The sequence below is a fragment of the Anaerostipes caccae L1-92 genome (genome assembly GCF_014467075.1).
Classification (GTDB): domain Bacteria; phylum Bacillota; class Clostridia; order Lachnospirales; family Lachnospiraceae; genus Anaerostipes; species Anaerostipes caccae.
The window spans coordinates 110,579-122,099 of sequence record NZ_AP023027.1 but is presented as its reverse complement, the minus strand read 5'-3'; the positions used below and the strand labels follow the sequence as shown (position 1 = coordinate 122,099).

The 11,521-nt window shown below is 44.1% G+C and carries 12 protein-coding genes, 1 tRNA gene and 1 pseudogene; 2 read left to right on the top strand and 12 right to left on the bottom strand.

The window, feature by feature from the left end; all coding sequences use genetic code 11:
* Window positions 1-156: 156 nt before the first annotated feature.
* The 6 genes from ANCC_RS00620 to ANCC_RS00595 all read right to left on the bottom strand — a co-directional run bounded on the left by ANCC_RS00620 (window position 157) and on the right by ANCC_RS00595 (window position 5,259).
* Window positions 157-227 (bottom strand) — tRNA-Gly (locus ANCC_RS00620).
* A 65-nt stretch (window positions 228-292) separates the two neighbouring features.
* The gene (locus ANCC_RS00615; RefSeq protein ID WP_006567951.1) at window positions 293-1,522 is read right to left on the bottom strand and encodes an MFS transporter; all 1,230 of its coding nucleotides are present in this window, start codon (window positions 1,520-1,522) and stop codon (window positions 293-295) included.
* The gene (locus ANCC_RS00610) at window positions 1,519-2,307 is read right to left on the bottom strand and encodes an ABC transporter ATP-binding protein (protein ID WP_006567952.1); all 789 of its coding nucleotides are present in this window, start codon (window positions 2,305-2,307) and stop codon (window positions 1,519-1,521) included. Before ANCC_RS00610 ends, ANCC_RS00615 begins: the two co-directional genes overlap by 4 nt.
* 9 nt (window positions 2,308-2,316) lie before the next feature.
* Entirely contained in the window at window positions 2,317-3,324 is a 1,008-nt protein-coding gene (locus tag ANCC_RS00605; protein ID WP_006567953.1) for a FecCD family ABC transporter permease, read from the bottom strand.
* Entirely contained in the window at window positions 3,321-4,304 is a 984-nt protein-coding gene (locus ANCC_RS00600; protein ID WP_006567954.1) for a FecCD family ABC transporter permease, read from the bottom strand. The genes ANCC_RS00605 and ANCC_RS00600 overlap by 4 nt, the downstream gene beginning before the upstream one ends.
* On the bottom strand, window positions 4,297-5,259 hold the full coding sequence (locus ANCC_RS00595; protein ID WP_006567955.1) for an ABC transporter substrate-binding protein: 963 nt from the start codon (window positions 5,257-5,259) through the stop codon (window positions 4,297-4,299). Before ANCC_RS00595 ends, ANCC_RS00600 begins: the two co-directional genes overlap by 8 nt.
* Window positions 5,260-5,426: 167 nt before the next feature.
* On the opposite strand from ANCC_RS00595, the gene ANCC_RS00590 reads away from it, so the two are divergent.
* Both ANCC_RS00590 and ANCC_RS18030 read left to right on the top strand, forming a co-directional pair.
* Window positions 5,427-6,428, top strand: a complete 1,002-nt coding sequence (locus tag ANCC_RS00590) for a helix-turn-helix transcriptional regulator (protein ID WP_006567956.1) — start codon at window positions 5,427-5,429, stop codon at window positions 6,426-6,428.
* Between the two features lie 92 nt (window positions 6,429-6,520).
* Window positions 6,521-6,976, top strand: a complete 456-nt coding sequence (locus ANCC_RS18030) for a DUF805 domain-containing protein (protein WP_083774654.1) — start codon at window positions 6,521-6,523, stop codon at window positions 6,974-6,976.
* Here ANCC_RS18030 and ANCC_RS00580 read toward each other — a convergent pair.
* From ANCC_RS00580 to ANCC_RS00555, 6 genes and pseudogenes are all read right to left on the bottom strand, one after another.
* On the bottom strand, window positions 6,892-7,629 hold the full coding sequence (locus tag ANCC_RS00580) for a MurR/RpiR family transcriptional regulator (RefSeq protein ID WP_006567957.1): 738 nt from the start codon (window positions 7,627-7,629) through the stop codon (window positions 6,892-6,894). The two genes, ANCC_RS18030 and ANCC_RS00580, sit on opposite strands and share 85 nt — an antisense overlap.
* 80 nt (window positions 7,630-7,709) lie before the next feature.
* Window positions 7,710-7,832 (bottom strand): annotated as a pseudogene (locus ANCC_RS00575) (transaldolase family protein); the annotation flags it as partial.
* 15 nt (window positions 7,833-7,847) lie between these two features.
* Window positions 7,848-8,624 (bottom strand): SDR family NAD(P)-dependent oxidoreductase, encoded by a 777-nt coding sequence (locus ANCC_RS00570; RefSeq protein WP_006567959.1) that lies wholly within the window; start codon window positions 8,622-8,624, stop codon window positions 7,848-7,850.
* Between the two features lie 25 nt (window positions 8,625-8,649).
* Entirely contained in the window at window positions 8,650-9,324 is a 675-nt protein-coding gene (locus ANCC_RS00565; RefSeq protein WP_006567960.1) for a transaldolase family protein, read from the bottom strand.
* Between the two features lie 298 nt (window positions 9,325-9,622).
* Window positions 9,623-10,675, bottom strand: a complete 1,053-nt coding sequence (locus ANCC_RS00560) for a zinc-dependent alcohol dehydrogenase (protein WP_006567961.1) — start codon at window positions 10,673-10,675, stop codon at window positions 9,623-9,625.
* A 10-nt stretch (window positions 10,676-10,685) separates the two neighbouring features.
* A complete protein-coding gene (locus ANCC_RS00555) occupies window positions 10,686-11,516 on the bottom strand; it encodes a PTS system mannose/fructose/sorbose family transporter subunit IID (RefSeq protein WP_006567962.1) in 831 nt (276 codons plus the stop codon).
* Between the last annotated feature and the right edge of the window lie 5 nt (window positions 11,517-11,521).

Sequence of the window (11,521 nt, the reverse complement as noted above, 5' to 3'; positions counted from 1 at the left end):
GTGCCAGATGCAATTTGCCGCAGGCAAATAATTTCCTTACGCATCTGTGCACAACCCGCGGAGCGTTTTTATTTCATAGGGAAGGTCATAGAACTTTCCTATGGAAGAAACAAAAAAACTGCCTGTAAAAACAGACAGTTTTTCAAAATTCTTATAAGCGGGTGATGGGAATCGAACCCACGTGATCAGCTTGGAAGGCTGGAGTTCTACCATTGAACTACACCCGCATCTTTCAGACAAGTAATAGTATAGCAAAACTAAATACAATATGCAAGAACTTTTTTAAAATTTCTTAATTCTTTTTTATTGCCTGTTTCACAAAATATGCAGTCCCAAGGCTTGCCGCTGATACAAAAAGAAACAGCACAGGAACCGAAATCCCTGATTCTAATATCTGTCCGAACAAAAACTGTCCGGGAGGTATCGTGGCTGTCGCCGCTGCCGTTGAAAATGCACTGGTCTTTCCGATCATAGATCCGGGGACTGCCTGCTGCATGTAAGTCAATGAAATCACATTGGACAGCCCAAGAGAAAGCATGACAACAAAGCCTCCTGCCCCAAAAGCACATAGATTCATCAGCGGGCTTTGGGACACAAATCCAGTCAGACACATAAAAAGAAAGGAAACCGGCATCAGGTAAAGCACTCTGTGGATCACAGCCATGGAAAAACTCTTGGGAAACACACCGATCAGTACTCCCCCCGTGATCATCCCAAGCACTGTGATCCCCTCCACAGATCCATAGACTTCTGAAGAAAAACCCAGCACATTTTTTACAAAATGCGGTGCTGCTACGGAGAAAACCGGAACAATGAACAGGTTGGACAGACCGTATGAGAAAATAATCCTTAATACGATCGTTTGACATTTTTTTAAGTACAAAAACCCTTGATACATTTCGTTCACACTGTTCAAAAAAGAGATCTTGTTTTTGGAACCGCTCTTTTTTTCCGGCAGATGCAGAAATCCTTCCATCAATGCTGAGGCAAAGAAGCTGATTGCATTTAAAACGACGATCCAACGAATCCCCAGAAAACCATACAGCATCCCCGCAATGACGGGTCCTGCAAAATTGGCAGCGGATCCGATCTGCTGTACAATGCCGTTGGCCCGGTAAAGCTGTTTTGCTGAAACAGACAGAGGGATGGAGGCTGTCACCGCCGGTGAATACACAGTACTCGCAGATGACAAAAGGATCATCGTGACAGCTATGACAGCTGGCCGGTCATGTCCTGAAAATAAAAAAACTGCATAACAGCTTATAACAATGCCGCTGAAGATGTCTGTACAGACCATGATCTTCTTTTTGCTGAAGGAATCTGTGATATTTCCAGCTACCGGCGCGAGAAGAACATATGGAAGCATAGAAATTGAAAGGATCGTTGCAAAGATACCTGGACTCCCGGTTAGCTCCAGTACATAGAGAGACATACAAAACCGCTGGATGGCACTGCCGAACAGAGAGATCATCTGCCCCGCCGCTATGATAACAAAATTTGCTTTATTCCCCCGTATGCTCATTCCAGCTCATACTCCGTGCAAACCGGATATGTGCCGTCCTCACTGAGTGTAAGCTTAGCCCGTATACCATAAAGTGTCTTTAAATTCTGTTCTGTTATCACATCCGCAGGTGTTCCCTCAAACACCATCTGCCCCTCCTTCATTCCAATGATATGATCTGCAAACCTGGATGCATGATTGATTTCATGGATCACCATGACAATGGTTGTTTGGTTCTTTTGGTTTAATTCTTTTAATAGAGAGAGTATTTCCAGCTGGTGAGACATATCCAGATAAGTGGTTGGCTCATCCAGTACAAGAATTCCCGTCTGCTGCGCGAGCGCCATGGCAATCCAGGCCCTCTGCCTCTGTCCGCCTGAAAGAGAATCTGCCCTTCGGTCTTTCAGCGATAGGATGCCTGTTGCCTCCATCGCCCATCGGATCACCTGATGGTCATGTTCTGTCAGTCCGCCTACAGGTTTCTGGTAAGGAAACCGCCCGTATGCCACCAGTTCCTTTACTAAAAGTCCCTCCGGTACCTGCGGGCTTTGGGGCAGAACTGCCATCTGTTTAGCGGTCTCCCTGGGAGCCTGTTTTTTGATCTCTGTACCATTGATAAAGATCTCGCCCTTTTTGGGCTTCAGTATCCCGGCCACAGATTTGATCAGTGTAGACTTTCCGCATCCATTGCCGCCGACTACGATGGTGATCTTCCCACCAGGGATATTCAGATTCAGCTTTGGTATGACGATGGTCTGCTCATAGGCGACAGTGATATCCCTCACTTGAATCTTTTGTTGTTCCATTTTACACCCTTACCTTTCTTTCATCAGGAGATAAACAAAATATGGCACTCCGATCAGGGAGATCATGATACCCGCTGGTATTTCCAGCGGTGAAAACAGATTCCTCGCAAGTGTATCCGCTCCCAAAACTAAAATACTGCTTAAACATGCTGCCGCAGGAATCTGTCTTTTGTGCACAGGCCCCACGAGACGTTTTGCTAAATGCGGTCCGATCAGTCCGGCAAATGCAATATTCCCGGCCACAGAAGTGGCACAGGCAGCCAGACAGACTGCGAGAACAAGGAAAATCTTTCTTTCTCTCTCCACTTGAACCCCTAATCCCATAGCCAGCTCATCACCCAGATCCATCACATCCAGCGTTCTGTTTTTGTAAAAGACAATGAGGATCAGCACAATGATAATGGGCGCAGTCATGGCAACATACATCCAGCTGCTGCCCCACAGGCTGCCGCCAATCCATGCCAGAGCCTGATTATAGTCTCCTTTTGACATGTTCAGCTGATAAAGAGTGATCAGGGCATTGATTCCTGTGTTGACACCAATACCTGCCAAGATCATTTTTACAGGCCTCACACTCCCATTATCCCTGGCCAGAAGATAAATACACAGAAAGCTTATAAAAGCACCAGCCGCTGCCGCTATGGGCATGAGCAGAACAGTGCCAAAGCCCAGTGCCGTATAATAGCTGGTGCTCTTTACAGAAATCAAAAGCACAACCGCTAGTGCCGCGCCTGCATTGATACCGATGATCCCGGGCTCTGCAAGATCATTTTTGGTGACACTCTGCAAAATACAGCCTGAGACAGATAATGCAGCTCCGGTTAGAACCGCTGTCACTGCTCTTGGGAGCCGCAGATCAAGTACAGCGATATTCTGCATGCCGTCCCCTTTGCCGAAAAGCGTCATTACAACATCTTTTGCCGTCATGGAGTAGCTTCCATACATTAAGGCTCCCACAAACACGACCAGAAACAAGAACACCACCAGGGCCACTACTGTACGCTGCCTTTTTTTCATCTGCTTTGCTCCTTTCTAATCAGCCACAGAAATACTGGCACACCTAATATAGAGGTAAACAGCCCTACCGGAGTCTCATATGGCTGGTTTGCCAGACGCGCGGCCAGGTCCGCCCATACCATCAGCACACTTCCGCCTAAGAAAGACAACGGTATCATTCTTCTGTAGTCATTGTCGAATATCTTTCTTATCATGTGGGGAATGACCAATCCAACAAAGGCGATATTTCCTGCGCTGGCCACACAGACGGCACAAACCGGAATCAGCAGAAGAATCGACCAAAGCCTGATCCTTTCAGGACGGACACCCAGTCCTGTGGCCGCCTCATCTCCAAGGCTCAGGATGTTAATGCTGCCTGCCAGAAAGAAAAACAGAATCAAAGAAATCCCTCCTGCAAATAGTAAAAGCCACACATGACCCCATGTGATAGACTTAAATCCTCCCGCTACCCAAAACGCAAGCTCCTGTGAACGATTTCCCAGAATCCCGATCAGGGAGGATAACGATAGAAAAAAAGTTCCCAGGGCTGTCCCCGCCAGCAGAAGCCTTGAGACACTTAAATTTGTCGTTCGCAGGCAAAATCCAAGCACAAGAATCCCGCCAAGAAAAGCACCTATGAGGGCCGATGCTGTCAAACCAAAAAGACCGGATACTGCCGGTATTACACTTGCAGCTGCCACAGCCAGGGACGCCCCCTGCGTCATTCCCATGATGGACGGCTCGGCCAGAGGATTCCTGGTCACTCCCTGCATCACAGCGCCCGCACTGGCAAGCATCCCTCCTGTCAAAACAGCGGCGATGGCCCTAGGCAGCCTGACTTCCCTGATCAATTTTATATCCAGTGAATCCCCTCCTTTAAAGAGCGCCGAGGCCACCGTTTCAAACGGCAGCCTCTTTGCTCCAAGGGAAACAGCCAGCAGCACTCCAGTTATCAAAAGGATAACGGAAACTGCGGCAAACACAGAAACCCTTTTACTCATTCATCTTCTCCATTAAACCATTCACTTCATCCAAAAATGAGAGACGCCCGATGGAACTGTATCCCTGATTAAAGTAAGGGCTTGCGGGAAGCTCTGCCACATGTCCCTTCTTCACGGCAGGAAGTTCTTTCCACACAGAGTTTTTCTTTAACGCTGCCATATCATCTTTGGTTCCTATGGCAAGAATATAATCTGCCTCAATGGACGCCAGCCCTTCATATGATACTACCGGAAGGCTGATATCCTTCTGCTCCGGCAGTCCTTTCGGTCTTTTTAATCCCATATCTTCATATAAAATACTTCCTATCCCGGCCTTGTCATACACAAAGATCTGGCCTCCACTGGCAAGGATGGAAAGGTAGCTTTTATTCTTTCCGTAGGATTTTTTGATTTCTTTTCCCTTTTCCCGGGCCTTTTTCTTATAGTCTGCAAGCCATGCTTCGGCTTTCTCTTTTTTCTGCATGATATCGGCTACCTTGAGCACATCTTCTTTCCAGTCTGTCTGAGCCAGCTTCAGCATTACTGTAGGAGCCGCTTTGGAAAGCTGCTGATACATTTTTTCCTGTACTGAGGAAATAATAATCAGGTCAGGCTTTAACGCAAGAATCTTCTCAACGTCCATTTTGTCCTGCATACTGTAGCCCAGGATCTCAGCCCCGGATAGCTTCTTTTCTAAATAAGACGGAAACTTTGTATAGTCATACGCATCTGAGTTGGCGGTTCCGACTACAGAATAACCGAGGATAGAGAGGATATCACTGTTTCCGCTGATATCAACGATTCTCTTTGGATCTGCAGGTATTTCAACCTTTCCTTTGGCATCTGTCACAGTGATGGTTTTTGAATCCTCTTTTTTATCTGTCTGATCTTTTTTTCCTGAGCATCCCGCCAGCAATGCTGCCAGGGCTGCCAGAACTAAAATGACTGTAATGAACTTTAATTTTTGCGTTCTCATTGTACTTTTATCCTTTCTTCCTGTATACTATCTTTAGTTAGTTTCACCTAACGACCTCGCAACGTATTGTACCTAACCCCGACCCGCTTTTCAATTGATTTTTATTTTATTCATCCATTTGAATAAATCTGACACTCAATAAAATAACTCAGAAAGGAATCCATGAAATGACCATAACCTCCAGTAAAGCTTTCCGGGAGGAAGTGCTGTACCAGCTTTCATTTCAGCCGTCCTCCCAGGGACACTGTACTTTATATCAAAATGTATCTGCACCGGAAAGCGGGTATTTTTTATTTTATTCCCGTCCTGGTTATTATGAGCTTGGAATCGCAGATTATACGATACCTAAGGATTTTCAGATCCAGTTTGACAATCCGGAATCTCTTTTGAGGTTTGGAACCGTATATAAGGGAAGTACAAAGTTCCAGCTGAAAAATCAGCAGGTATCATCCTTTACTCCTTCTTCTTTTTTTGTGGCAGAAAAAAATCTGAAAGGAAAACAGGCCTGGCATCAGGGGCAGCATTTTCACGGGACAGAGATAACCGTCCACAAAGCCTTTTTGGACGAGATTGTTTCCGTGACTTTCCCTGATTCCCTTTCCCTGAGTGACTTTAAACAAAATCATACTTACCGCTATCTGCCCCATACTGTCATTTCCGTTATCCACCAGCTCAACAGCCTGTCTGTCTCCGGCCGTCTGTCTCCTCTTTTTCTGGAGAGCAAGATCCTGGAATGTCTTGCACTTCTGACAGAGGAAGTCAAAAAGCCTAAGGATAATATGTTTCAGCACCAGCTTGATTTTGGGTTGATACAAATTGGAAAAAACCGCAGCTTCAGGCTTACGGTCTCAGATATACAGGCCATTCAGAAGGCCCACGATATTTTGACGGAGCAGGCAGTTCATCCTCCTACCATTGAAGAACTGAGCAAGAAGGTGTTTTTAAACCAGCAAAAGCTGAAGGCTGGTTTTGCGAAGCATTATCATATGACCATCGGGGAATATACAAGCAGCCTGAGAATGGCAATGGCGGCCGGCCTTCTCTCTGCCACAGATCTTTCTGTCAGTCAGATCGCAAAAAGAACAGGCTACCGGTACAGCGGAAACTTTTCTAAGAAGTTTAAAAGTTATTATGGTGTAAGCCCTCTGAAATACCGCCGGTCCCAATAAAGCTTGAAATTAATGAGGTTTATCTCTATAATATTTCAGGAAAGGAAAATTTCATCATTTATTACACAAAAGAAAAAGAGGAGGATTTAACTATGATAAACGCTTATAAAGCGTATTGGAAACGCTATTTCGATTTTAAAGGAAGGACATCCCGTTCTAATTTCTGGTGGGCAATCCTGGGACAGTTTATTGTATCAATCGTTGTTGGTTTTCTTGCAAGGATGTTAGATACAAACGCTGTTAACTCGTTGTGGTCACTGATCACTTTTATCCCCGGACTGTCATTGAATGTACGCCGTCTGCATGACGTAGACCATTCAGGTTGGTTGGTTTTGCTTGCATATATACCGATCATTTTATTTATGGTCAGCTTAACCTTGACAACCGCATCCTTGCTGATGAATGCGGAAGCTGCTTCCGGAACAAGAAAGAGAGAAAAGCTACAAAACTTTTCTCTCTTTCTCTATAATGTCAGATACTCTATGATTGTCCTTGATATAATCTGCAGCGGCAACCTGGAAGTAACAAGAAATTCCTTAATAGCATAATCATACTTCGTATATCCTACTACATACACATCTGAATATTGATTTAACTCTGATCTTGGAAGACATGTACAGCTTACCACATAGGCTTTGTTTTCTTTGGCAAACTTAGCCGCCATTCCTAACTCAGGCGTACTGTTCTTTACCGTGAAAATTATAACCAGATCATCCTCTTTAAAGATTAGATTGGATCTTTTCATATGTTCGGAATCCCGCATGATCCAGACATTATATCCCAGCAGCTGAAGCTGCATTTCAAACTCTTCCGCTACCAGGACTGTAGCTCCCCTTGCCAGGAGATAAATCTTCTTTGCTCTTTTAATTCTTTTTACCACTTCAAGAATCGTTGGTACTTTCAGATTTTCAATAGTCTTTTGACATTCCAGCATAGATTTTTGAAAAATGGCATTCACTATCATTGCCTCCTGATTAAATTCATTCCTAGCAGAAATTCTATAACGCAGTTCTGAGATGCCGTCAAACCCGCTCTTTCTTATAGTCCGGGAGACTGTAGCGGGAGATGTATAGCTTTCTTCTGCCATCTCGCTAATGGACTTTTCCGGTATCAGTTCTTCATTGTTGTTAATATATGTAATTACAGATTTTTCGGCATCCGTAAGTGTCTTCCACTGATCTTCTTCTAAACGAATTATCATAAGATTTTACCTCCTGCTACTATGTTAACACTGCAGAACCTAAGGAAGCAAAATTATTCTACAAATGCTACTCTATAATCTTCTTTAAAATCTCTTCCTTCTTTGGAAATAATGGAAGGATTGGTGGTCACTCCACAGATAATCCCCATCTCATTTGCCTCTCTGATCTCATCAACATTTGCAGTATCTAAAAAAAATCTCATTGTTTTTCCTCCTTATTAATAGGTACATGCTCCTCCGGTCAGATTTAAAGACTGCCCGGTCATATATTCAGAATCTTTCGATGCAAGAAACAAGACCAGATTGGTAACATCCTGGTAAGTACAAAGTCTTCCGAGGGGAATGTTTTCCTTGAATCTCGGCATTACTTCTTCCGGTGTTATATGCTTCTTTTTAGCATAATCGTTGACCTGTTTATCCCACATAGGAGTCAGGATAACACCGGGACAGATACAATTAACCCGTATATTTTCCTCTGCAAACTCTGCTGCTATCGACTGAGTGAGCCCCCGGATACCAAATTTGCTTGCACAGTATGCCGCGTATTGATTTGTTCCTTTTTTTCCCGACTGTGAAGAAAAATTAATAATACTTCCTCCATGCCCCAGCATTCCTTTTACCGCTGCCTGACAGCACAGAAATGTACCTTTTAAATTAACCCTCATTGTTTGATCCCACACCTGTTCACTGTCTTCTGCCAAAAATGGCTGGATTACGGAAATACCCGCACAGTTGACCCAGATATCCAAGGACCTGAAACATTTTGCCGCTTTCTCCGCTACTGCCATGACTGCTTCTTTCTCTGATATATCTGCCGCCGCCGCATCTGCCCTGCCTCCTGCTTTCCGGATTTGTTCTGCCGTCTTCTCCGCTGATGCTCCGTCCAGATCAATGGCCAGCACATTAGCTCCTTCTTGTGCCAGCCTTAAAGCGCATGCTTTTCCAATTCCGCTCCCCGCTCCAGTAACTGCGGCTGTCTTCCCTTTCAGTCTCATGGTTTTTCTCCTTCCTTCTCAATTACTAAAAATCTGTAATGTGTTTTTCTCCATAGGCTGCCTTCCAGTCAGAATCAAATGTCTCCAGACTTGTATCCGTCAGCGGATGTTTTAACATATCTTCCATAATCTGAAGAGGTACGGTAGCACTGTAGCTTCCGCTCAAAGCATTATCAAAAACCTGCTTCGTATTTTTAAAAGACGCAGCCAATATTTTGGCAGATAGATGATGTTCCCTGAAGACCTTTGTCAGATCTGCAGCCGTTTTGATCCCATCTCCCCCATGATGATCAATCCTATTTACATAAGGGGCCACAAAGTCTGCACCTGCCATAGCCGCTATGAGTCCCTGCTTAGCCGACACAACCGCTGTCGCTGTCACTTGAAATTCTCTGGATTTTAATTCCATAATCGCTTTTATTCCTTCTTTTGTTGCTGGAATTTTCACATAGAAATTTTTACCCAGCTCATCCTTCATCCGCTTTGCTTCCTCTATCATACCTTCTGCCTTATGAGCCGTTACCTGGGCATGCAGCATCTGATCTTCTCCTATAATGCTTCTGATTTTTTTTAAAGTCTCAAAAAAATCTGATTCTTCTCTGGAGATGATCGATGGATTCGTTGTCACTCCACAGATAGGATAATACCCTGCCGCTTCTTTAATTTCTGTTACATTTGCTGTATCCAATAATAGTTTCATAAACTGCCTCCTTTATTGATTATCTTGATACATTAATTATAAGAAACTGAGAAAGAAAAAGTTTTCTCAACAGTAAGCTTCAAAAATTAAACAAACAATAAAAAACAGCGAGGCTCCTGCCTTTTTGACATGGAAATCTCTCTGGAAACAGCTAAATAATATTTTCAAAATATGTATTCATACTGCTAAGTGGTTAACTTCAGTTATTAAAAATAAAGAGACAGCGAGGGCAATCGCTGTCTCCTTTTTAACATCTGTTTTTCTGTGGAGAAAAACTATCAGGTGTTTTCATATATAATTAGAATGTGAGAATATTTCGGAATTTATCCCCTTTTATTGACGATTCCAGAGCATCTTTTATATTTTCTGCCGGATAGACTCCACTGATAAACGGTTTTAAGTCAATAACTCCCCCGGATACCATCTGGGCCGCTCTCATGAAATCTCTGTCGTTGGAATTAGCTGTTCCAAGAATCTGCACAGATTTTCCATGTACCCAGTTTGGATCAAACGGAATCGGTTCTGCCGGATGAATAGAACTGTACAGCACAATTTTCCCTGCATTACTGACACACTTAAACGTATCTTCTACAACTGCCGGTATCGGTGTCGTGTCAAAGATTACCTGGGCTTTGATGCCTCCAGTCAGTTCTTTCACCTTCTGTTCTAAGTCATCCTTTGCCGGATTAATAACGGCTTTCGCTCCAAGGGATTTAGCCATTTCAAGCCTTTCTTCATTTACGTCAGATACAATGACTTTCGCACCTCTTTTTGTACAGACAGCAGTGTGCAGCAGTCCCATAATACCGCAGCCAATAACCAGCACTGTATCTCCGAGTCTTACCTGTGCTGTCTCTACACTGTGCACCACGCAGGATACAGGCTCAATGATACACGCTTCTTCCGGAGTAACGTTACTATACTTAAACAAACAGTCTGGAGAAACCAGAAGATATTCACTGAATCCGCCCATGCCTCTATAAGGAAGGCCCGGAAGATGTGCACTGTGGTCAAAATGCTCACAGCTCTGTTCATTTCCGGTCTTACAGTAATAACAGCTTCTGCAGGGAAGTGTTACCCCTACAACCACCTTATCCCCAACGCTCCATTCGTCCCGGTTGACTTCGTCTCCCATCTCTTCAATATGTCCTGCAATCTCATGTCCTCCGATGAAAGGGAACTCTACTTTGTTGACTCCTGTATAAACCCTCTGCTCCCATGTGCAGATTGCCGCTGCATCGACTTTAATCAAGACCTTATTTCCTGATGCCGAAGGCCTTTTGCACTCTTCAATTTCCACCTGCTTTTTATCCGTAAATACGGCTGTTTTCATTTTGCTGCTCACAATCATTCCTCCTGTCTTAGCCTAAGATACCTGCCAGCCCTAATACCCCGCCAATGATAACAAGAATCAGCATTACATAGGTAGATTTCAATTTTTTATTTTTTAATAAATATAAGGTCAGCAATGTGATTCCCAAAGGGATCATGCCTTTTAATAATTTATCCAGAACATCTGCCTGAAGAGCCAGCTTGGTAGCTCCAACCTTAATGTTCATATGGGATTCGGCAGTTACGTAATTTGCTGTCAAAGATCCAAGCACCGTAGCTCCCATAATGGATGCCGCTGAGATCAGCTGTTTCATTTTACCTCCGCCGAGGATTGCCTCAACTCCGGTTTTTCCTGTCTTATATCCCCTCATATACATAAAGTAAGCGATGGGAAGCATGATGCCTGCCATTAAAGCTGCAAATGCAAAAGCTCCCATAACATTTCCGCCTGAGGCAATACTGATACCTACAGCAAGAAGAATCGGCTGCAGCGTTCCCTGCCACAGTGTATCTCCTATACCGGCCATAGGCCCCATGAGGCCGGTTTTGACACTGTTGATGGCATCATCTGTAATATTGGCACCGTTGGCGCGCTCCTCTTCCATTGCCACGACCATACCATTGATAATTCCTCCAAAATGAGGCTCTGTATTATAAAATGCCATATGGCGTTCCATAAACTTCTGCTGTTCTTCCTTATTACCAGGATATAATTTCTCCGGAAGATGAGACATAGACTGAAGAACTCCGCTGGCCTGGAGACGTTCATAGTTATAATTTGCGTGTGAAAAAAAGGTCCATTTCCAGAATGCCTTCAGCACGTCTTTTTTACTTAAGTGGATTTTCTTCTCTTCTGCCATTTCTA

Excerpts from the sequence above, each read along its gene's own strand:
- ANCC_RS00615 (WP_006567951.1), bottom strand. The coding sequence starts at position 1,522 with ATGAGCATACGGGGGAATAAAGCAAATTTTGTTATCATAGCGGCGGGG.
- ANCC_RS00610 (WP_006567952.1), bottom strand. The coding sequence starts at position 2,307 with ATGGAACAACAAAAGATTCAAGTGAGGGATATCACTGTCGCCTATGAG.
- ANCC_RS00605 (WP_006567953.1), bottom strand. The coding sequence starts at position 3,324 with ATGAAAAAAAGGCAGCGTACAGTAGTGGCCCTGGTGGTGTTCTTGTTT.
- ANCC_RS00600 (WP_006567954.1), bottom strand. The coding sequence starts at position 4,304 with ATGAGTAAAAGGGTTTCTGTGTTTGCCGCAGTTTCCGTTATCCTTTTG.
- ANCC_RS00595 (WP_006567955.1), bottom strand. The coding sequence starts at position 5,259 with ATGAGAACGCAAAAATTAAAGTTCATTACAGTCATTTTAGTTCTGGCA.
- ANCC_RS00590 (WP_006567956.1), top strand. The coding sequence starts at position 5,427 with ATGACCATAACCTCCAGTAAAGCTTTCCGGGAGGAAGTGCTGTACCAG.
- ANCC_RS18030 (WP_083774654.1), top strand. The coding sequence starts at position 6,521 with ATGATAAACGCTTATAAAGCGTATTGGAAACGCTATTTCGATTTTAAA.
- ANCC_RS00580 (WP_006567957.1), bottom strand. The coding sequence starts at position 7,629 with ATGATAATTCGTTTAGAAGAAGATCAGTGGAAGACACTTACGGATGCC.
- ANCC_RS00570 (WP_006567959.1), bottom strand. The coding sequence starts at position 8,624 with ATGAGACTGAAAGGGAAGACAGCCGCAGTTACTGGAGCGGGGAGCGGA.
- ANCC_RS00565 (WP_006567960.1), bottom strand. The coding sequence starts at position 9,324 with ATGAAACTATTATTGGATACAGCAAATGTAACAGAAATTAAAGAAGCG.
- ANCC_RS00560 (WP_006567961.1), bottom strand. The coding sequence starts at position 10,675 with ATGATTGTGAGCAGCAAAATGAAAACAGCCGTATTTACGGATAAAAAG.
- ANCC_RS00555 (WP_006567962.1), bottom strand. The coding sequence starts at position 11,516 with ATGGCAGAAGAGAAGAAAATCCACTTAAGTAAAAAAGACGTGCTGAAG.